Below are 20,615 nucleotides of genomic sequence, written 5' to 3' on the forward strand. Positions count from 1 at the left end.
GCGGCTGATGGATCTGGAACTGACGCCCGAGGAGCAGGCGTTCCGGGACCGCCTGGAGGCCTGGTTGGCCTCGGTGACCGTGCCGGAGGGCCTGCGCGACTACGGCTCGACGCCGACCGCGGACGACATAGCGGCGGGACGACGCTGGCAGCGGCTCCTCGTCGACGGCGGCTGGGCGGCTCTGTCCTGGCCGACGCCCCACGGAGCGGGCGCCTCGCCCTCGGAGCAGGCGATCTACGCCGAGGCGATGGCCCGCGCCAGACTGCCGCGGCAGCTCAGCTTCGTCAGCATGGAGCTTGCTGGTCCGATCATCATCGCCTTCGGGACGCCCGAGCAGCAGAAGCGCTTCCTCGAGCCGATCCGGCGTGGCGACGAGCTGTGGTGCCAGCTGTTCTCCGAACCTGGCGCGGGCTCGGACCTGGCAGCACTGACGACCCGAGCGCTGCCCTCCGACGGTGGGTGGCGGGTGACCGGGCAGAAGGTGTGGACGAGCGGTGCGCACTACTCGGACCACGGACTCCTCCTGGCCCGCACCGACCGGGACTCCCGCCACCGCGGCATCACCTGCTTTGCGGTACCGATGGACCGTGCGGGCATCACGGTGGCCCCCATCCGGCAGATGGACGGGGAGTCCAAGTTCAACGAGGTGTTCCTCGACGACGTCGAGGTCCACGCGGACGACGTGCTGGGCGAGGTCGGCGGTGGGTGGCAGGTCGCGCTGTCCGTGCTCGGACGCGAGCGCCGGATGCTCGGAGCCGTGGCCATCGGGCTCGGTGCCGCCCTCGCCGAGATCCGGCAGCTGGCCGAGCAGCGAGGTACGGCGGACGCGGTGTTCCGAGCCGCCTGGGCCCGCCAGTGGGGCCAGGTGCAGCTGCTGCGGTGGACGTGGTTCCGGCTGCTGTCCGACCGGGGTGACACAGCGACCGACCCGCGCATGTCCGTGTTGAAGCTGGTCTCGTCCGAAGCCCAGCAGCAGGTGGCGCGCCTTGCCGCGGACACGCTGGGCGCGGACTTCGTCCTCGGACCCGGTGCGGAGCGCTGGCGGCACCTGTTCCTCGCGAGCCACGGCGCCACCATCGCCGGTGGAACGTCGGAGATCCAACGCAACATCCTGGCCGACCGGGTCCTCGCGCTGCCGCGCTGAGACCGGCTGACGAACGAAGGAGGAGCGGCTGTGGGAGCCGTCGACTACTGGTGCAACCTGTTCACCCCCGAGGGGATCAAGCAGACGTTCGAGGACCCGCGTGAGGTGGCGGACGTCGTCAAGTGGTGGGGGCTGTCGTTCACGGGCATGAGCGTGCCCGAGTTCGAGACCCACCTCGACGAGGCCGACGTGGACGTCGTGCTGATCCCGTCGGCGAAGATGGCGTCCTACGAGACGGCGCAGCTCATCTGGGACATCTCCGAGGAGCAGGTCATCGAGGTCGCCGAGGCGCTGCCGGGACGTGTCAAGGGTCTGGTCGGCATCGACCCGCGGTCCGGCATGACGGGAGTCCGGCGTCTGCAGGAGGCTGTCGAGACGGGCCACTTCGTCGGAGCGCACCTGCACGCCTACGGCTTCGGGATCCCCGTCAACCACCGCCGGCTCTACCCCTTCTACGCCAAGTGCGCCGAGCTCGGCGTTCCTGTTGTGATGCAGGTGGGTCACTCCGCTGAGCGCATGCCGTCGGAGATGGGGCGGCCGATCCACATCGACGACATCGCCCTGGACTTCCCCGAGCTGACCATCGTCGGTGCCCACACGGGTTGGCCGTGGGTCGAGGAGCTGGTCGCTCTCGCGTGGAAGCACCGCAACGTCTACATCGGTACCTCGGCCCACCACCCCAAGTACTGGGACCCCAGCCTGGTGCGCTTCGCCAACTCCCGCGGCAAGGGCAAGGTGCTCTTCGGGTCCGACTACCCGGTGATGGACTATCGCGATGCTCTTGCTGCGATCGCGGATCTACCGCTGCGCGACGACGCCCGGGACCTCGTCGTGAGTGGGGCCGCGCGCCGCGTGTTCGCCCTCGACTGAGGTCGTCGTCGACCCTCGGGCCATCGGTGACTACCATATGTCGAGACAAGGCCGACACGAGTCGGCCGCGCGTCGTCCACGAGAGGCCATCATGGCAAGCATCGCTCGACCGGGACCCGGTCTGAGTCCAGGGTCCATGCGCACCACCCGAGCCCCGAAGACCTCGGAGCGCGTGGCGCGCGAGCTGGTCAACCACATCGTGGAGAACGACCTGGTCGAGGGGACCAAGCTGCCGAACGAGAAGCAGCTGGTGGAGGTCTTCGACGTGGGCCGCACGACGCTGCGCGAGGCGTTGCGCCTCCTCGAGACCCGCGGGGTCATCACCATCCGTCCGGGACCCGGCGGCGGTCCCGTGGTCAGGCGGCCGCGGCCCGACGACCTGCGGGAGAGCCTGACGCTCATCCTGCAGTTCACCGGCGCCTCCCTCACCGACGTGTTCGAGGCGCGTGCGACGCTGGAGCCGATGATCGCGCGCCTCGCGGCGGACCGGCTCACGGACGAACAGCTCGACGAGCTGCAGGCGAGCGTCGTGGAGATGCGCGACCGCAGCGACGAGCACGAGGTGTTCCTGGCGGAGAACGCCCGGTTCCACTCGATCATCGCCGAGGCCACGGGCAGTAGCGTGCTCTGGGTCTTCAACGAGACCCTCAAGTCCATCGCCGACGGCGCTGTCGTCGGCGTGGAGTACACGCCGCGGCGGCGGGTCGCCGTCGCCGCGGCCCACGAGAAGATCGTCGAGGCACTGCGCAGCCGCGACCCGCTGGCGGCGGAGGTCGCCATGCGCGATCACGTCGGCGAGGCCGGCGACTTCTGGAAACGCAAGTATCCCGAGCTGAGCTCGCGCGACATGAGATGGGTGCACTGAGACCACATGCGATTCGCCCTCACCACCGACCAGGACGACCTCCGTCATGCGGCGCTGGAGCTCGTGCGCGAGCGTGCTCCGCTCGCGACGACCCGAGCCCTCACGGATGCAGGGGACCCGCAGGACCCGCAGGTGTGGCGGGACATGGTCGACATGGGTCTCGCTGCCGTCGATCTCCCCGAGGAGCTCGGTGGGACGGGGCTCAGCACGGTCGAGCTCGCCGTCACGATGGAGGTGGCCGGCTCCGAGCTCTACCCGGGTCCGCTCATGAGCACCTCCGGACTGGCGGCCGGGCTCCTCCTCGGCGACGACGAGCCGTCGGGCCGGATGGTGCGACGGTTGGTGTCCGGATCGCCCATGGCGGCAGTCGTGACCGCGTCGCCACAGGCGTGGGACGCGGCGGCCGTGACGACCTCGGCTCGACTCGTCGACGGAACGTGGCGCCTGTCCGGTGCGGCCACGGGCGTCCTCGGTGCCGACATCGCCGAGGTCCTCGTCGTCGCCGCTCGCACGGAGGGCGGAGACGTCGCCGTGTTCGCGGTCGAGCAGGCCGCGGCGCAGATCGTGGTGGAGCCGTCGTTGGACAGCTCGCGCTCGCTCTGCGCCGTGGTTCTCGATTCCTGCAGCGCCATGCTTCTCGTCCGCTCTGCTGAGGACCGACTGCGACGCGCAGGTCTGCGCGCATCGACAGCCCTCGCTGCCGAGTCGGTGGGCGCCGCTCGCGGAGCGCTCGCGTTGACCGTCGGCCACGCCACGACCCGGCAGCAGTTCGGACGGCCGATCGGCGCCTTCCAAGCCGTGCGCCACCGACTGGCCGACGTGCTGAAGCAGGTCGAGCTCGCGACCTCCGCGGTCTACCTCGCGGCCTGCCACGTCGCGGCCGACGACGTCGCTGCCGCGGTGTCGGCGCCGCTCGCGCTCCACACGGCGTCGGACGCTCTGCGCGACGCCTCGGCGGCTGCCGTCCAGCTGCACGGCGGCATGGGTTTCACCTGGGAGAGTGCCTGCCACTGGTTCGTGAGCTGGTCGGAGACGAACCGCTGCCTGCTCGGGACCGACGCCACCCGGTTGGAGACGATGTACGACCAAGCCGCAGCGCTCGCCTGACCGACGACGACGCCCCGCTTTCGACCTGGGAGGTCGAAAGCGGGGCGTCGTCGTCGGTGGTCAGTTCAGTTGCGCATCGCCTCGGCCACAGCGCGGATGGTGGCCTCGGGGTTGCCGCCTCGATACGTCGGGACCGGTTGCACCATGACGTCGTCTGCGCCCGCCTCGGCATAGGCCCGCAGCGCGTCGCGGACCTCAGCGGCGTCGCGCCCGACGACGAGCACCTCGTCCAGCAAGGCGTCGCTCACCGCCGCTACCGCCGCCTCGCGCTGTCGAGCCTCGAAGGCGGCGTTGACCTCCTCGACCTCCTTCTCGAAGCCGACCGAGGCGAAGTAGCGCCCGTACCCGGGGGAGACGACGTACTCGACGAGCTCCTTGCGCACCTCTTCGCGTGCCACCTCCGGGGTGTCGGACACGGAGGCGTAGACGCGTGCGACGAGCTTGACGTCGCGCTCGTCGCGCCCGTGCGCCGCGACTGCCGACGAGAACTGGGCGCGGAAACCGGTGAGCACGCGGGGGGAGAGCCACGTCACGATCAGCCCATCAGCCACCTCGGCGGCCAGGTCGACCATGACCGGTCCCATGCCGCCGATGTAGACGCGCACCTCCGGCGCGGGGCCGGTCGTGAGCTGGAATCCGTGCGAGCGTCGCGTCTTCCCGTCCACATCGGTGCGACCGCCGGCAAGAGCCTGCCTCAACACCTGGATGGTCTCGCGGGTGACCGTCGCCGGCTTGGAGAAGGGGACGCCGTGCCACCGCTCCACGATGACCTGGCCTCCCGCTCCGATCCCGAGGTGGACGGGCCGTCCACCGCCGAGATGGCTGATCGTCGACGCCATCATCGACAGGAGGGCCGGGGTGCGACTGTAGACGGGGATGATCGACGTGCCCACCTCGAGCGGTGTCGTTCGTGCGATGACCGCGCCGAGGGCATCCACGTCGAGACCACCCGTCTCTGCGAGCCAGACCCGTTCGAAACCGCAGTCGACCGCGACGTCGGCGAGTCCCAGCAGCTCATCGGCGTCGTTCAGGTTGGACAGCAGCATGGAAGCGTTGGACAGGGACACGGCAGCTCCGCTCGTGGTTCGTGGGGATCGGATGCGCACCATCCACTCAGGGTGCGCCGGGGCGGGCTCCGGTGTCGTGGCGGAGCCCGCCGGGGAGACGACTCAAGCGGTGGGCGCCGGAGCGAGGTTCTGTCGCAGGACGAACTTCTGGACCTTGCCCGCGGGGGTCCGCGGCAGGCTGTCCACGACCGTGATGTGCTCGGGGTGCTTGTTGCGCGCCAGCCCGCGTTCGGTGAGGTAGGCATCGAGCTCCTCGACGCTCGGTACGTCGGCCGGGCTGCCGGAGGGCACGACGACTGCGCCCACGCGCTCACCCAGCCTCGGGTCCGGAACTCCGATGACCGCAACGTCCTCCACGGACGGGTGGCTGCGCACCTCGTCCTCGACCTCGCCGGCGGAGATGTTGACCCCTCCACGGATGATGAGGTCCTTCACGCGGCCCTCGCACCGGAGGAAGCCGTCCTCGTCGAGATAGCCCAGGTCGCCGGTGCACAGCCATCCGTCGGGCACGGCCGCGGCGGTGAGGTCAGGACGCTCGAAGTAGCCACGGAAGAGCGCGGCGCCCCGCACCTGGATCTCGCCGACGACTCCCGGCTCGGCGTTCTCCCCGTCGAGAGTGCGGATGCGCACCTCCCAGCCGGGGAGGGCGCGACCGTCCGAGCTCACGACCTTCGATGCCGGGTCGCCGGGGCGCACGAGGGTCACCATGCCCGTCTCGCTCATGCCCCACACCGGGCAGATCGCGAGGCCGGGGAGCGCGTCACGGGCGGCGCTGGCGATGCTGGGCGGGATGGGGGCTCCTCCGCAGGCGAAGGCCCGAAGGGTGCTCAGCCGTTGACGCTCCTCCTCCGGCAGCTTGCTGAGGTCGTAGAGGAACGGTGTCGCGCCGAGCGCCCAGGTTGCGCGGTAGCGCTCGATCAGGTCTGCGGCTCGCTGCGGGTCCCACTTGTCCAGGAGCAGGAGCGTCGTGCCGAGCGCGATGGCGAGCCGCACGCCGTACTGCAGCCCGGATGCGTGCGCGAGTGGAGAGGGGGCGAAGAGCACGTCGGTGCCGTCGAGGTCCATCTCCTTCGCGATCGCCTGGAGCGTGCCTCCGACGGTGTTGCGGTGCGTGTGCACCACGAGCTTGGGGGTGCCGGTCGTGCCGGAGGTCGCCATGAAGATGGTGACGTCGTCAGGATCCGGCAATGCGCCGAGGGTCTCTGCGGAGTGGTGGTCCGATGCCGTGCGGAACTCGCCGGACTCGATCGGCCACACGTGGACCAGGGTGTCGACGGCTGCCTGCACCGCCTCGAAGACGTCCGCGTCCGGGCAGGACGGGTGGCTGGGGCTGCACACGATGGCGGCGGCCCGGCTCGTGGTGGCGATGTTCTGCAGCTCGGCGTTGCGGTAGTTCGCGGGTACGGCGAGCGTGATGGCGCCGAGGCGTGTGAGCGCCAGGTGCGTCAGCACGAACTCGTAGCAGTTGGGGAGCTGCACGATCACGGCGTCGGCGGCCGCGAGGCCCTTGGCCTGCCACGCAGCTGCGAGGGCCCCGGCCTCCTTCACGAGGGTCTCGTAGGTCACCTCGCCGTTTCTCGGGCACACGACCGCCACCCGCTCGGGCGGGGCGGCGGTGGCGAGGTCCCAGAGGGTCAGAGGTTCGGCGAGACCGGCGGCTGCCGACCTCTCCAAGAAGTCCTGGGCGACGACCGGGGCTGCACGCATGGGTTCTGCTCCTGGATGTGTGGTCGGCGGGATCGGTCATGAGTGTGCACAGGGCGTCACGACCCGCGTCGAGTGCCTGTTCCGAGGATCGGCACTGGGTCTCCCGGGCGAGGCCGCGTTGCCGCAGGCTCGTCGAGACGTGGGAGACCGGGCCGGCGAAGTCGCAGCCGGGTGGTGACATGCACAACAATCAAACGTTACTGTAATCATGATTTCGAGCGCTACCCCAGAACTGGCGGTGGCGCTGATCCGGCAGAGACCACAGCAGCTGGTCCGACGAGAGGTGTTCGATGTCAACGCAGGAACTCGCAGGTCAGGTGGCCTTCATCTCGGGTGCAGCACGGGGTCAGGGACGATCCCACGCGGTCCGACTCGCCCGGGCGGGGGTCAAGATCATCGGGTTCGATCTGTGTCAGCAGATCGACACGGTTCCGTTCGACATGACCACCGGCGAGGACTTCGAGGAGACCGAGCGTCTCGTCAAGGACGTGGGCGGCGAGATGATCGCTGTGCGCGCCGACGTGCGCGACCAGGGCGAGGTCGACGCTGCGTTCCAGGCAGGTCTGGACCGTTTCGGCAAGGTGGACATCGTGCTCGCGAACGCCGGCATCATGCACGACTACCAGCGGACGTGGCGGCTCGACGAAGAAGGTTTCCGCAACGTCATCGATGTCAACGTCACCGGCGTCTGGCACACCGTCAAGGCTGCGGTGCCCCACATGATCGAGCGCGGCGAGGGCGGGGCGATCGTCATGACGGGGTCGGCGGCGTCGGTCACCGGCATCCCCAACCTGTCGGGCTACGTGGCCTCGAAGCACGCCGTGCTCGGTCTCATGCGCACGCTGGCCAAGGAGGTGGGGCGCTACCAGATCCGCGTCAACGCCGTGATGCCCGGGAACTGCAACACGCCGATGTTCGACAACGAAGGCATCCGCCGCCTCTACGTCCCGGACGCCGAGAACCCCGACCAGAAGACGTTCCTGGACCGCGCCGCGACGATGTCGCCGATGCGCAACCCCTACGTGGACCCGGAGGACGTGTCGGAGGCGATCGCCTACCTGGTGTCCCCCGCGGGGCGCTACGTCACGGGAGTCGCCATGTCCATCGACGGGGGCACCGCCACGCCGTGACGTCCTCGCTGGGCCCGGTGCAGTGCGCGCCGGGCCCAGATCCTGGGATGCGCGACGTCGAGCGTCGCCCGCTTGTTACCGGTGAGTCATAATCCTTGACATGCTCGACGGTCACGCCCTCCTCGCCCGCTCCCGCGTCGTACGCTCCGCGGCCCGCAACGCCTGGGCCGTGTCGTGGCTCGGGCCCGGTGTCGAGCAGCCTCGGCCCCATCCCAGCGAGGTCGTGCACGACGCGCCCCACGCGCAGCTGCGCCGGTTCGCCTCGTCGACCCCGACGACCGGTCGCCCCGTGCTCCTCGTGCCCCCGTTGGCCGTGCCTGCGACGTGCTGGGACCTCCGACCGGGGCAGAGCCTGGCGGCGCACCTGGCGGAGGGGGACGGGCAGCGGGACCGGGCCGCGCGGCCGACGTACGTCGTCGACTACGGCGACATCACCTTCGCCGACCGCCAGCTCGGCTTCGAGGACTTCGCGTGCCGCATCGTCCCCGACGCCGTACGGCGCGTGTCGGCGCTCCACGGCGGTGCGCCGGTGCACCTCGTGGGTTGGTCGCTCGGCGGCACCATCTCGCTGCTGGCCGGGGCGGCGCAGCCCGAGCTGCCGATCGCGTCGATCACGGCGCTGGGCACGCCGATCGACTACGGGCTCAACGCGTCGGCCCGTCCGCTCCGGTGGCTGGACGAGCGTCTCGGCTCGCGCGTCATGACCGCCCCGACCGCGCTGCTGGGCGGTGTGCCCGCGCCCCTGGTGCAGCTCGTCTACCGCGGGCTCGCGCCGACCCGCGAGCTGAAGAAGCCCTGGTTCCTGCTGACGAACCTCGCCGACACGGAGACCCTCGCTCGCAGCGAGGCCATCGACCAGTTCATGGCGGCCATGCCCGGCTACCCCGGGCGGCTCTACCACCAGATGCACACCCGGCTCATCGTGCGGCGGGAGCTCGCGACCGGCACGGTGCACCTCGGCCGCGGCGTCGTCGTCGAGCTCGACCGGATCGTCGCGCCCGTGACGCTCGTCGGCTCCACCACCGATGCCGTCGCGTCGGCCGCGGCCGTCGAGGCGGGCACGCGCTCGTTCCCGTCGGCGGCGACGATGCGGTACGTCGAGGTGTCCGGCTTCAGCCACCTGGGCCTGGTCGCGGGGAGCGCCGCACGCCACCACACGTGGCCGGCCGTCGTCGCCCAGCTGGAGGCGGCCGACGACTGACGCCGGTCCCGCCCCGGGGCCGCCTCAGGCCAGGCGCGCGGGGAAGCCGCCGGTCGCCACGGGACCCCAGCGGGTCGGGGTGATCCGGATGAGCGACTTGCCCTGGTCGAGCATCGCCTGGCGGTACTCGTCCCAGTCGGGGTGCTCGCCCGCGATGTTGCGGAAGTACTCGACGAACGCGTCGAGCGCCTCGGGCACGTCCAGCACCTCGGCGTCGCCGTCGACCTGCACCCAGGGGCCGTCCCAGTCGTCGGAGAGCACGACGACGCTGGCACGGGCACGGCGGCGGACGTTCGTCGTCTTCGCGCGCTCGGGGTAGGTGGCGATGAGGATCGAGCCGTCGTCGCCCAGGCCCCCCGTGACGGGCGACGCCTGCGGCGTACCGTCGGCGCGCTCCGTCAGCAGCACCATCCGGTGCCGGGGGCGCACGAAGTCGAGCAGCTCGTCGCGCTCGACGCGGTCGGACGTGGCGATGGTGCGGGCCATGGTCTCCTCCTGCCGGTGGGGTCGCCCCGATCCTGCCAGCGGGGCGGTCAGTGCCCCAGCCAGGGACGCGCCCAGATCGGCCCGCCCTCGTTGCCGGGGTCGCCGGCGTCCCGACGGCTCAGCGCCTCGATGCGGGAGCTGAGGTCGCGCACCTCGTCGAGCACGAGGTGCGCGCCCCAGACGCGGTCGCTGCGCTTCGGGGTGAGGGGCGCGACGACGTCACCGCGGCGCAGCCGGTCGAGGAGCGCGTCCGTCGCGGCGGCGTCGAGGCCGAGGCGGCCGCCGAGGGCGGGGGTGGTGATGATCGGCTCGGCCATGAGCACCCGCAGCGCGGCGGAGTCGGGCGTGCCGGGCTCGGGGTGCCCGAGCGCCTCGGCCCAGTCGTCGTGCACCAGCTGCAGGTTGGTGACCGTGCGGCGCGCCTCGTGGGTCGCCCACATGGTCGCGGAGGCGAGCAGGCCGATGATGGTCGCCGCGTTGCCGGTGCGGTAGTCGCCCAGCGCGTCGAAGTAGCGCTCGCGGTGCGCCGTCAGCCCCGACGCGATCGGCACGGTGAGGCGACGGGTCACCTCGCGCCGTCGCAGCACCGCGTGGATGAGCGTGCGGCCGATGCGTCCGTTGCCGTCCACGAAGGGGTGGATCGACTCGAACTGCGCATGGACGATCGCCGCCTGGGCGAGCGGCAGCACGTCGTCACGGTTGGCGAACGCCACGAGATCGGCGAGGTAGGGCTCGACCGTCTCCGGGGGAGGCGGGACGAAGAGGGCGTTGCGCGGGGAGTAGTCGGAGCCGCCGATCCAGTTCTGCCGGGTGCGCACCTGACCGGCGCCGGGCCCGAGATCCGGGTGCTGGCGGAACAGGGCGTGGTGGCCGCCGAGGATCGCCTCCAGCGTCAGTCGCCCCGACGCCCCGGTCGTGGTGATGATCCCGGCGAGCGCCTCCGTCGCCGCCGCCATCGACACCGCGGACGCGTTCGCCCGTTGACCGGCCAGTGCCCGACCGTAGTCGGACAGGCTCGCCTCGATGTTCTCGATCTTGCTCGACGCGATCGACTCGGTGCGCAGCAGCAGCTGGTTGAGCGCGCCGAGGCTGCGGCCGTGCACCTGGTCGAGCCGCACGAGCCCGTCGCCGGCCTGCGCGAGGTGGGTGCGCAGCGCGCGCGAGGGCTCGTAGGTGACCTCGGCGATCCGTGGCGGCAGCCGCACGTCGATCGAGCGCACCGCGCGGTCCGCGCGCGGACCGCGCCCCGACGACGAGCGCCACGGCCGGCGCTCGGTGGCGTGGGCCGGCCAGTCGGTGGCGGTGTCCGTCGGGGCGCCGGTCGGGGTCACGGGGTCGATCCTCCCACCTCGGTACGACGCGGGGGAGCCCTCAGGTCCGCAGCGCCGCCAGCGCCCGGTCGCGCAGCACCGGCGGGAAGGCGGCCAGCTGCTCCTCGACGTCCATGCCGAGGTCCTGCGCCTCGGCGAACAGCTCCCCGGCCATCGCCGGGTCGGGCGCGGTGCCCTCGCCGGTCAGCACCATCACGCCGGCGGTGAAGGCGGCGCCGGCGTGACCGCGCTCGGCGGCCCGCACGTAGAGCTCGAGGGCTCGCGCCGCGTCGAGCGGCACCCCGCGCCCGGTGGCGTGGCTGGCGGCCAGGTTGTAGAGCGCCCGCGGGTGGTCCTTCGCCGCGGCCGCCTGCAGGTGGCGCAGCGACCGCGCCTCGTCGACGGGCACACCCTGTCCCGTGCCGAACAGCACCGAGAGCTCGAAGTCCCCGGCCGCGTGCCCGCGGGCGGCTGCCGCCTCGTGGTCCGCGACGGCCCCCGCGACGTCCTGGACGAAGCCGAAGCCGTTGAACCGCATCCACCCGCGCAGGAGGTGCGCCGTGCCGTCGGGGTCGTCCTGCACCAGCGCGTCGACCCGCGTCGCGGCCTCGGCGGCGAGCCCGTCGAGGCGCTCGAAGTAGGCGTGCTGGAGCCAGATGACCGCCGCCTCGCGGGAGCCGGCCGCGTCCGCGCGGCGGTAGGCCTCGAGCATCACGTCGAACGCGTCCGACGGGAGCAGACCGACGAGGTGGTCGGACCGCGCGAACGCACCGCGGAGACCGTTGCCGGCGGCCAGCAGCCGCTCCGCGCTGCTGCCGGGGTCGTCGAGCGCGTCGCGCGCCTCGTCGTACGGCGGGCTGCCGGACCGGCGCGCGGGGTCGGGGGCGGGCTGTGGGCGGTGGTCGGACATGGCCGTCACCCTGACCCTCGTGGCGCGCGCGAAACCTCCGGGCCCCGTCTCAGACGCCCGACGCGGCGCGCTCCAGGATCGGGTCCAGGTCGAGGCCCGCGGGCAGCGTGCCGAAGGCGTGGCCCCAGTCGCCGGCCAGGCGCGTGGCGCAGAACGCGTCGGCGACGGCGGTGGGTGCGTGCCGCACCAGCTGGCTGCCCTGGAACACGAGCGCGAGCTGCTCCACGACGCGCCGGGCCCGCAGCTCGATGTCGTCGAACGAGGTCAGCTCCTTCTTCAGGCGGGCCAGCGCCTCGTCGTACCGTCGGTCGGCCCCGACCGCCAGCTCCGCCTCCGCGAAGAACGCATCGACCGTGTGCGGCTCGCGCGCCATCGCGCGCAGGGCGTCGAGCGCGGCGACGTTGCCGGAGCCCTCCCAGATGGAGAGCAACGGCAGCTCGCGGTAGATCCGCGCGAGGTCGAAGTCCTCGACGTAGCCGTTGCCGCCCAGGCACTCGAGCGCCTCGCCCGCGGCCATCGGCGCGCGCTTGCACACGGCGTACTTGGTGACCGCCAGCGCGAGCCGGCGCAGGGCGGACTCGCCCTCGTCGCCCCGTACGGCGCGGTCGTTCGCCCCCGCGAGCCGCAGCATCGCCGTGGTCGCGGCCTCGGACTCGATCGTCAGGTCGGCCAGGACGTTGCGCATGAGCGGCTGGTCGAGGAGCGCCTTGCCGAACGCCCGGCGGTGCCGGGCGTGGTTGGTCGCCAGCACGAGCGCGGTGCGCATGCCGCTCGCCGAGCCGATCACGCAGTCGAGGCGGGTCATGTTGACCATCTCGACGATGGTGCGCACGCCTGCGCCCTCCTCGCCGACGAGCCAGCCGGTGGCGTGGTCGTACTCGATCTCGCTCGACGCGTTCGACCGGTTGCCGAGCTTGTCCTTGAGGCGCATGAAGCGGATCGGGTTGCGCTCGCCGCCGGGGAGCACCCGGGGGAGCGCGAAGCAGGAGAGCCCGCCCGGCGCCTGGGCGAGGGTGAGGAACAGGTCCGACATCGGGGCCGAGGTGAACCACTTGTGCCCGACCACCTCGTAGGTGCCGTCGGGCCGCGGCGTCGCCGTGGTCGTGTTGGCCCGCACGTCGGAGCCGCCCTGCTTCTCCGTCATCGACATGCCGGCGACGAGGCCGCGCTTGGTGGCGGGGTCGCGCAGCCCGGGGTCGTACTCCCGGCTCGTCAGCAGCGGCTCGAACCGCGCGGCGAGCTCGGGGGCGTGGCGGAGGGCCGGCACCGCGGCGTACGTCATCGAGACCGGGCAGCCGTGGCCGGCGTCGACCGACCAGACCATGAACTTCGCGGCGCGCGCCACGTGGGCGCCCGGACGGTCGTCGGCCCACGGCGCCGCGTGCACGCCGTGGGTCACGGCGGTCTCCATGAGCCGGTGGTACGCCGGCACGTACTCGACCTCGTCGACCCGGTGCCCGTAGCGGTCGTGCGTGTGGAGCCGCGGCGGCACACGCTCGGCAAGACGACCCCACTCCCGGGCCTCGGCGGTGCCGGCGAGACGGCCGAGGTCGTGGATCTCGTCGAGTGCCCAGCCGGCGCCCTCGCGCTCGACGCCCTCGAGGAGGGCGGGGTCGTGCGCGGTGTCGTGGCCCTCGAGGGGCGGTGCCTGGTTGAGCACCTCGTGCGTCGTGGTCATGGCTGCTCCTCGGGTCGCCGGATGCACCCGATATTACGCATTCATCAACGATTGTGTCGAGATACGTAATGCAGCACGATGGCGCCCGTGGTCGACCTCCCCCTCCTCAGTGCTCGCTCGGTGGCGGTGAGCGTGCTGCTCGGTGCCCACCCCGCGCGCCTGACCGCCGCTCAGCTCGTCGCCACGGGCGAGCACGTGGGGGTGCCGGCGGCCACCATGCGGGTCGCCCTGACCCGGGCCGTCGCCGCTGGGGACCTCGTGCGCGAGGAGGGCGCCTACGTGCTCGGCGAGCGCCACGTCGCCCGACGCCTGCGGCAGGACGAGGCGGTGGCCGACAGCGAGCGCGAGTGGGACGGCGCCTGGGAGACCGCTGTCGTCGTGGGCGGGGGCCGGCCGGGGTCGCTCCGGGCCGCGCTGCGGGACGAGCTGCAGGGGCTGCGGCTCGCCGAGCTGCGCGAGGGCGTGTGGATGCGCCCCGCGAACCTGACCCGCCCCGGGCCGGTCGCCGAACCCGACCTGCTCGAGACCCTGACCAGCCGGCCCGACGACCCGGGCCGGCTCGTCGCGCGCCTGTGGGACCTCGCGGCCTGGGCGGCGCAGGGGGACGAGCTCGCGGCGTACGTCGCCGACGCGCCCACCCCCGCGCACCGCCTCGCCGGCGCGGCGGCCCTCGTGCGCCACATCGGCACCGATCCGCTCCTGCCGCCCGCGCTCCGCCCGACCGGTTGGCCGGGGGAGCGGCTGCGGGCCGTCTACGCGGCGTACGCCGCCGAGCTCGCCGCCCGCGCCGCGGGGTGAGGGGTCACCCGAGCCCTACCCGAGGTGGTCGGGGCGCTCCCACTGCTCGCCGAGGACGTGCTGGGCCAGGAACGCGATGACCGTCTCGTACCAGACGACGGCGTGCTGCGGCTTCAACACCCAGTGGTTCTCGTCGGGGAAGTAGAGGTAGCGGTGCGGCATGACGCCGTGCTCGTCGGCGTGGTGCTGCGCGAGCTCGGCCCACAGGCGGTTGCCCTCGCCGATCGGCACCCGGTAGTCGCGGTCGCCGTGGATGACGAGCAAGGGCGTCGAGATGCGGTCGACGAACTGGTGCGGCGAGTTCGCGGCCAGCCCGGCGTCGTCGAAGATCTCGTCCCAGTAGTAGGCCCCGTCGGTCGTGCCGCGGAACTGGTCCAGTGCCCACAGGCTGGCGTGGGTGACGATCGCGCGGAAGCGGTCGGTGTGGCCGGCGACCCAGTTCGCCATGTAGCCGCCGAAGGACCCGCCCATCGCGGCCGTGCGCCCCTCGTCGATCTCCGGGCGGGCGACGACCGCGTCGGTGATCGCCATGAGGTCGGTGTAGGGCGCACCACCCCAGGCGTTCCACCCGCGCGCGATGAACTCCAGGCCGTAGCCCGTGGAGAGCGCCGGGTCGGGGAGCAGCACCGCGTAGCCGCGCGCCACCAGCAGCTGGGCGCACCACCGCCAGCTCCACGCGTTCCAGCTGTTGAGCGGCCCGCCGTGGATCCACAGGAGCAGCGGCGCCGGCGACTCCGGCGAGGCGTCGGGCGGGGTGAGGAGCCACCCGCGGACCCGGGACCCGTCCTCCGCCACGGTCTCCACGTCGGTCATGGCGCCGACGGGGGCGGGCGGCGGCGCGGGCGTGGCGAGCTCGGTGACGGTGCCGTCGGCCTCGACGCGGACCGGGTGGGGCGCGACCTGCCAGCTCGAGCGGAGCGCGACCACGGACCCGTCGGGGCCGACGTGGGCCTGGGTGTAGGCGTGGTCGTCGGTGGTGAGCGCCGTGACGTCGCCACCGTCGAGCGGCACGCGAAAGATCCGGCCGCGGCCGTCGTCGTCGGCGACGACGACGAGGGAGCGGTCGTCGGGGGCGAAGGCGACCTCGGTGGGCCAGCGGTCCCAGCCGACCGCCACCTCGCGCGCCTCGGTGCCGTCGATGCGCGAGATCCACAGGTGCTGGTCGGCGGGGCCGGCCGGCGTCGAGAAGGCGGAGCGCACGTAGGCCACCCAGGCGCCGTCGTGGCTCACCGTCGGGTTCTCGACGTACGTCGAGAGCTCGTCCACCAGCGTCGTGTGGGCGCCCGTGGCCACGTCGATCGCCACCAGGGCGAAGCGATCGCCCCGTCCCTGGCGGCGCCGGAACGCGGCGACGAGCGTGCGGCCGTCGGGGGACAGCGCCGTTCCCGCCGTGTCGGCGCTGCGGCCCGGGTGGGGCGTCAGGTCGGCGGGGCGGGGCAGGTGGGCCGGGTACGGCGCGGGGGAGTCCTCGGCGTCCGGTGCGCCCCGTTCGGTCGTGGCGGTCTCGGACGCCAGTGCCGCGAGGTCGAGGGCGAGCAGGTGCGGCTCGTCGGGCCCGAGGTCGTGGTCCCAGACCCGCACGGGGTAGTGCTCGTGGAGGATCGCCGCGACCTTCCGCTTCGCCCGCTCCTCACGCAGGCGGGCATCATCCTCGAAGGTGGCCGCCGACGGCAGGAGGTCGGCCGCGAGCACGACGGTCTCGGTGTTGCGGGCCGTGGCGGCGATGCCGGCCACGCCGCCCGCGAGGGCGGTGACGGGGCGCGCCTCGCCGCCGGCCGCGTCGACCGCCCAGAGCTGGGGGACCGGCTTGCCGTCCCGCTCCGGACCATCGCCCCCCGTGCGGGAGGACGTGAACAGGAGCGTGCCGCCCCCGGTGAAGGCCGCCCCCGACTCGCCGGCTGCACTCCGGGTGAGGCGTCGCGGTGTGCCGCCGCCCGCGGCGTCCACCTCCCACAGCGCACGCTCGTAGCCCGTGCCGTCGGCGTCGAGCGTCGCCACCGTCAGCACGACGCGGTCGCCGTCCGCGGAGCGCGTCAGCGACTCCACGCGGGGGAGCGCGACGTAGTCGGCCAGGTCGGTGAACGGCGAGCCCGCCGGAATCAGCGCGGCGGAGTCGTGGGAGTCGTGGGCGTGGTCCGAGAAAGTCACGCCTCGCACGTTAGCCACGCCCACCGACAGTCGGCAGCGGCCCGGTGGTCACGATGGGGACACGACTGCTCCTGGGCCTGCGCGGGGCCTCGGGGCGCGGCGTGGGCCATGCTGGGGGCGTGCCCGATCTCCTCGACCGCGTCCTGGGCGACGTCGTCACGCGCCAACCGGCGCTCGACCCCCGCCTCGTGGCGCTGACCGCGGGGCTCGCCCTGGTGCTCGTCGGCTACCGCCCGCTCTGGCGTCGCGCACGGCACCTCGTCACGATCGTGCACGAGGGCGGGCACGGCGTCGCCGCCCTCCTGAGCGGTCGACGGCTGGCGGGGATCAGGCTGCACTCCGACACGTCCGGCCTCACGGTGTCGCGCGGGCGGCCCCGTGGTCCGGGGATGGTCGCGACCGCGTTCGGCGGCTACGTCGCGCCGACCTTGTTGGGGCTGGTGGCCGCGGTCGTCGTCTCGCGGGGGTACGCCGTGGCGGGACTGTGGACGGCGCTCCTGCTGCTCGCCCTGCTGCTGCTCCAGATCCGCAACTTCTTCGGTCTCTGGGCGGTGCTCGTCGCCGGCCTCGCGATCTTCGCCGTCACCTGGTGGGCGAGCGGTCCCGTGCAGGTCGCGGCGGCGTACGTCGCCACGTGGTTCCTGCTCCTGGGCGCACCACGCCCGGTGCTCGAGCTGCAGCAGCAGCGCTGCCAGGGGCGTGCGCCGCACTCCGACGCCGACATGCTGGGACGGCTGACACCGTTCCCGGGGGGCTTCTGGGTGGCGGTGTTCCTGGCCGTCACCGCGGGTGGTGCGCTGGTCGGCGCGCTGCTGCTGTGGGCCGCGGCTGACACGTGAGGTTGAGTCGCGTGCCTACCGTCGCTCCATGAGTGAGGACCAGCTGCAGCCCCAGGACACGCTCGACGACCGTGGTGTCGACGACATCCTCGACGAGGGCTTCTCGCCGCCGGAGCGCCTGCGGGGATCCAACCTGAAGGACGTCACCGCCGCCGGTGAGCTCGAGGGCGAGACGATCGACGAGCGCGTGGCCCAGGAGGAGCCGGACGTCTGGGACGGCCTCCAGGAGGAGCTCGACGCCGACGTCGTCGACGGACCCGTGGGCGGCGAGGTGGGAGCCGAGCGCACCGGTCGCCTCGTGGCGAGCGACGACGGTGCAGGCAACACGCGGGAGGACGACCGCTTCGCCCAGGACGGCGGGATCGACGGCGCGGGCGCCAGCGCCGAGGAGGCCGCCATGCACACCATCGAGGACGACCCGCAGGTCTGACGCAGGTCCCGTCGGGGACCTGCCCGAACGACGAACGCCGCGTGCCCCCACCGGGAGCACGCGGCGTCGTCGCCCGCTCGACCGTCCGACGTCAGTAGCGCTGGGCCACCGCGTCGAGCGTGTACCGCACGTCGTCGTCGACGGGCTCACCACCGCACGCCCGCGCCGTGTCCTGGTTGCAGACGAGGCGCGACGAGGCGTTGGCGAACGAGACGTAGACGTTCCGCACCTGGCCGGGCTGGAACGCCAGGTACTGCGTCGTCGTGCCCGTCTTGAGGCTGATCGCGCCCCGCTTGACCGTGCCGTTCGTGTACTGCACCACGACGAACGCGCCGGGGGACGTCGCCACCGCGGGCGTCGAGAAGCGCAGGCGCAGCCGGTAACGCTCTCCCGGTGCCGAGAAGCTCGGCTGGAAGCGGACCGTGTACGTCGTCTGCTGGGGCACGCTGAAGCGACGGCTGACCGGCGTCGTGCTCTTCGAGACCGCGTAGCCCGCGTTCACCGGGGCCCCGGTGTAGCTCGAGCCCTCGTCGTAGAAGGCCGCGGGGACCTGGTTGGCGGCAGCGAAGCCGGCGAGCTCACGACCGAACTCCGTGCGGGCGCCGGAGGCGTCGCGCAGGCCGTTGAGCACGGTGCGCAGCGCGTAGAGCGAGTGCTGGCCGGGGCTGCTCGTCGCCGAGGCCCGCTCCCACACGCTGCGGGCGATGTTGGCGCCGAAGCGCTCCTCCAGGTACTCGAAGAAGATCCAGTTGCCGTAGGCGTTGCCGGTCTCGTCGTCGAACTCGTCGAGGGGGACGAGCGGGCGGGCCAGCTGGCCGTCGCCCAGGTACTGCCGGTTGTCGTTGACGGCGGAGGCCCAGACCTCCTCCATCCAGGTGGCCGTCGCCTCGTAGAGCCACGCGTCCTCGAACGCGTCGTAGCCGAACTGGATCGCGTGGAAGATCTCGTGGACCGCGGTCACCCGCAGGTTGTCGAGGGGCGTCGCGGACTCGAACTCGGCGTAGTCGTTGTCCAGCACGCAGTAGGACGTCGCACGGTAGTCCGACCCTGGGACGAACGCCTCCGGGGCGCAGTACCCGTACACCCCCTGGCTGCCGAGATCGGTCAGGTAGATGTCGAGGTTGGCGTTGCCACCGCGCGTGCCGTCGGACGGCGCGGCGCGGTAGCCGCGGCTGTTGACGAGGTAGCCGTAGGCGTTCTTCGCCACCTGCGCGGTCTGCGAGGCCCAGGCGGAGGTCGCACCGATCTCCTCGTTCTGCGCCCGGTCGACGTAGTGCACGCAGATGCCGCCGGTGCAGCCCGACTTGACCGTGGAACCGGCCGGGTAACCGTCGCCGCCGGGCTCGTTGGGGCCGTCGGCCGGCCGCGCCAGCAGACGGTCCGCGGACTCACGGTCGGCGCCGCGCAGCTTGGGCTTGGCGATCATGAGGTCGCGCAGGGCCAGGGTGGGCGACTCGGGCGTGCCCTCAGCCGTGATCGCGGGCCCGTCACCGGCGAGGAGGATCTCCGCGCGCTCGAGGGCCTGCTGCGCCTGCTCGGGCGTGATGTCGGCGGGATCGGCCGGCAGCGCGAGCGGCGGCGGCGGGTCGGTCGGGTCGTCGAGAGCGACGACTGCGGCGGGGGACGGGGCCTCCGCCCGGGCGGCGCCGCCGGGGAGCAGCGTCGCCCCCAGCAGGACGGCGACAGCGGCCACTCCGACGGGCCGCGCGAGATAACGCATAGGGATCCTCCCCCAGGGACGTGCGTCCGCCCGGTGCGGACAGGCGACACCCTAGGGGTCCGCGGTGACAGTCCGCTGGCGTCCGCCGGAACCCGTCGCGGTTCTCCACAGGTCCCTCCCGCGGGGGTGGTCGGGTAGGTAGCGGCTGTCCTAGATTGTGCGCGGTTGCCGACGCGATCGGGCGTGTCGGCCCGGGCTCGGTGGAGGACCGTATGCAACGCCGTGGGGGCACGTTGGTCGGACTCGTCGTCGGTACGTCGCTGCTCGTGGCGTGCTCGGACGCGGGGGGCGAGGCGGAGGGGCCGCCGTCCTCGACGCCGTCTTCTTCGTCGTCGGTTTCTTCGGGGCCGGGTGGTGGCGAGAGCTCGTCGGCGCCGGTGGTGCCGGTGTTGCCGGAGGCGGCGCGGGGTGATGACGACGCGGCCGCCGTGGCGTTCGTGGAGCACTGGGTGGAGCTGGTGAACTACGCGCTGGTCACCGGGGATACGGCTCCTGCACGGCAGTCAGCTCCGGGGTGCTCGACCTGCGAAGCCGTTCTCGATGACATCGAGTCCACCTTTGGTCAGCAGGAGCCTGGCCAGTGGGAGCTGCTGACCTCGCAGCCGTTCGCGCCCCAGGGGGAGGACCAGGCCACGACCGATCGCGTCGTGGTGGCCGAGATCAATACGAATGAGGATCGCGAGGGTGCGACCGGAGAGCTCACGTGCGGTCTCGTCCAGTCCGGCGGCGGGTGGGCCGTCGCTTGGCTCGACGCCGAGGAGCTCTGATGCGGTCGTGGATCGCGGTGCTTGCCCTCGCGATGACGGCGTGCGCGACGGTCACTGCCTCGTACGGGGCACCGTCCCTTCCAACCCATCCGACGAGGTCGATCGACCGGGCCGTCCAGGTGTCGGCTGACGACGATGACGTGGTTGGCACGCGGGCGTCTGAGCGGTCGTTCCGGGCCGGGGCCCAGCGTGGACGAACCAGCAGCGTCGATTACGGCCAAAGCCGGCGCATCACCGCCCCCAGCCCTGGCCGCAGTCAGGCGCAGGTCATGGCTGCGCGGCAGGCCTACGTCGACAGCTCCATCTGCCTCCCCACCGCCATCGCCGGCCTCGCCCTCGGCAACATCTGCGCCGGACGCATCGCCTGCAACGAGACCGACCTCGGCGGCTACCTGCAGAACCCCTACCTCGCCACCGGAGCCGGACGCCCCACCGACT

The 20,615-nt window shown here is 72.5% G+C and carries 18 protein-coding genes; 10 read left to right on the forward strand and 8 right to left on the reverse strand.

Annotated elements, in window-relative coordinates:
- The first annotated feature begins 7 nt into the window (after positions 1 to 7).
- From G3T38_RS15870 to G3T38_RS15885, 4 genes are all read left to right on the forward strand, one after another.
- Entirely contained in the window at positions 8 to 1,144 is a 1,137-nt protein-coding gene (locus G3T38_RS15870) for an acyl-CoA dehydrogenase family protein (RefSeq protein WP_163773290.1), read from the forward strand.
- Between the two features lie 30 nt (positions 1,145 to 1,174).
- Positions 1,175 to 2,014 carry an amidohydrolase family protein gene (locus tag G3T38_RS15875; RefSeq protein ID WP_163773291.1) on the forward strand — a complete coding sequence of 280 codons (840 nt, stop codon included), beginning with the start codon at positions 1,175 to 1,177 and terminating at the stop codon, positions 2,012 to 2,014.
- Positions 2,015 to 2,150: 136 nt separating this feature from the next.
- Entirely contained in the window at positions 2,151 to 2,879 is a 729-nt protein-coding gene (locus G3T38_RS15880) for a FadR/GntR family transcriptional regulator (RefSeq protein ID WP_163773292.1), read from the forward strand.
- 6 nt (positions 2,880 to 2,885) lie between these two features.
- On the forward strand, positions 2,886 to 3,986 hold the full coding sequence (locus G3T38_RS15885; RefSeq protein ID WP_163773293.1) for an acyl-CoA dehydrogenase family protein: 1,101 nt from the start codon (positions 2,886 to 2,888) through the stop codon (positions 3,984 to 3,986).
- Between the two features lie 65 nt (positions 3,987 to 4,051).
- Here the strand turns inward: G3T38_RS15885 and G3T38_RS15890 are convergent, their stop codons facing one another.
- Together G3T38_RS15890 and G3T38_RS15895 are read right to left on the reverse strand one after the other, a co-directional pair.
- Positions 4,052 to 5,053, reverse strand: a complete 1,002-nt coding sequence (locus tag G3T38_RS15890) for an LLM class F420-dependent oxidoreductase (protein ID WP_163773294.1) — start codon at positions 5,051 to 5,053, stop codon at positions 4,052 to 4,054.
- Between the two features lie 102 nt (positions 5,054 to 5,155).
- On the reverse strand, positions 5,156 to 6,760 hold the full coding sequence (locus G3T38_RS15895) for an AMP-binding protein (RefSeq protein ID WP_163773295.1): 1,605 nt from the start codon (positions 6,758 to 6,760) through the stop codon (positions 5,156 to 5,158).
- A 290-nt stretch (positions 6,761 to 7,050) separates the two neighbouring features.
- Between G3T38_RS15895 and G3T38_RS15900 the strand changes: the two genes are divergently transcribed.
- Positions 7,051 to 7,890: a mycofactocin-coupled SDR family oxidoreductase gene (locus G3T38_RS15900; RefSeq protein WP_163773296.1), complete on the forward strand. Its 840-nt coding sequence runs from the start codon at positions 7,051 to 7,053 to the stop codon at positions 7,888 to 7,890.
- 100 nt (positions 7,891 to 7,990) lie between these two features.
- Complete coding sequence (locus G3T38_RS15905; protein ID WP_163773297.1) at positions 7,991 to 9,091, forward strand: alpha/beta fold hydrolase; 1,101 nt, start codon at positions 7,991 to 7,993, stop codon at positions 9,089 to 9,091.
- 24 nt (positions 9,092 to 9,115) lie between these two features.
- Here G3T38_RS15905 and G3T38_RS15910 read toward each other — a convergent pair whose 3' ends face one another.
- The 4 genes from G3T38_RS15910 to G3T38_RS15925 are packed head-to-tail and all read right to left on the reverse strand — an operon-like array spanning position 9,116 to position 13,475.
- A complete protein-coding gene (locus tag G3T38_RS15910) occupies positions 9,116 to 9,577 on the reverse strand; it encodes a PPOX class F420-dependent oxidoreductase (RefSeq protein WP_163773298.1) in 462 nt (153 codons plus the stop codon).
- A gap of 47 nt (positions 9,578 to 9,624) precedes the next feature.
- Positions 9,625 to 10,908: a Fic family protein gene (locus G3T38_RS15915; protein WP_163773299.1), complete on the reverse strand. Its 1,284-nt coding sequence runs from the start codon at positions 10,906 to 10,908 to the stop codon at positions 9,625 to 9,627.
- A 40-nt stretch (positions 10,909 to 10,948) separates the two neighbouring features.
- On the reverse strand, positions 10,949 to 11,797 hold the full coding sequence (locus G3T38_RS15920; RefSeq protein ID WP_163773300.1) for a tetratricopeptide repeat protein: 849 nt from the start codon (positions 11,795 to 11,797) through the stop codon (positions 10,949 to 10,951).
- Positions 11,798 to 11,846: 49 nt separating this feature from the next.
- Positions 11,847 to 13,475: an acyl-CoA dehydrogenase family protein gene (locus tag G3T38_RS15925; protein ID WP_163773301.1), complete on the reverse strand. Its 1,629-nt coding sequence runs from the start codon at positions 13,473 to 13,475 to the stop codon at positions 11,847 to 11,849.
- Between the two features lie 78 nt (positions 13,476 to 13,553).
- On the opposite strand from G3T38_RS15925, the gene G3T38_RS15930 reads away from it, so the two are divergent.
- A complete protein-coding gene (locus G3T38_RS15930; RefSeq protein ID WP_163773302.1) occupies positions 13,554 to 14,273 on the forward strand; it encodes a PaaX family transcriptional regulator C-terminal domain-containing protein in 720 nt (239 codons plus the stop codon).
- A 15-nt stretch (positions 14,274 to 14,288) separates the two neighbouring features.
- On the opposite strand, the gene G3T38_RS15935 is transcribed toward G3T38_RS15930, so the two are convergent.
- Positions 14,289 to 16,421 carry a S9 family peptidase gene (locus tag G3T38_RS15935; protein ID WP_338037700.1) on the reverse strand — a complete coding sequence of 711 codons (2,133 nt, stop codon included), beginning with the start codon at positions 16,419 to 16,421 and terminating at the stop codon, positions 14,289 to 14,291.
- Between the two features lie 119 nt (positions 16,422 to 16,540).
- Between G3T38_RS15935 and G3T38_RS15940 the strand changes: the two genes are divergently transcribed.
- Positions 16,541 to 17,260: a M50 family metallopeptidase gene (locus tag G3T38_RS15940; protein ID WP_338037701.1), complete on the forward strand. Its 720-nt coding sequence runs from the start codon at positions 16,541 to 16,543 to the stop codon at positions 17,258 to 17,260.
- A gap of 28 nt (positions 17,261 to 17,288) precedes the next feature.
- A complete protein-coding gene (locus G3T38_RS15945) occupies positions 17,289 to 17,690 on the forward strand; it encodes a DUF5709 domain-containing protein (protein WP_163773304.1) in 402 nt (133 codons plus the stop codon).
- 91 nt (positions 17,691 to 17,781) lie between these two features.
- Here the strand turns inward: G3T38_RS15945 and G3T38_RS15950 are convergent, their stop codons facing one another.
- Positions 17,782 to 19,410, reverse strand: a complete 1,629-nt coding sequence (locus G3T38_RS15950) for an MXAN_6640 family putative metalloprotease (protein WP_163773305.1) — start codon at positions 19,408 to 19,410, stop codon at positions 17,782 to 17,784.
- 233 nt (positions 19,411 to 19,643) lie between these two features.
- Between G3T38_RS15950 and G3T38_RS15955 the strand changes: the two genes are divergently transcribed.
- Positions 19,644 to 20,177 carry a DUF6318 family protein gene (locus tag G3T38_RS15955; protein ID WP_163773306.1) on the forward strand — a complete coding sequence of 178 codons (534 nt, stop codon included), beginning with the start codon at positions 19,644 to 19,646 and terminating at the stop codon, positions 20,175 to 20,177.
- Positions 20,178 to 20,615: the final 438 nt, after the last annotated feature.

The organism is Nocardioides zeae (assembly GCF_010686755.1).
Lineage (GTDB): Bacteria > Actinomycetota > Actinomycetes > Propionibacteriales > Nocardioidaceae > Nocardioides > Nocardioides zeae.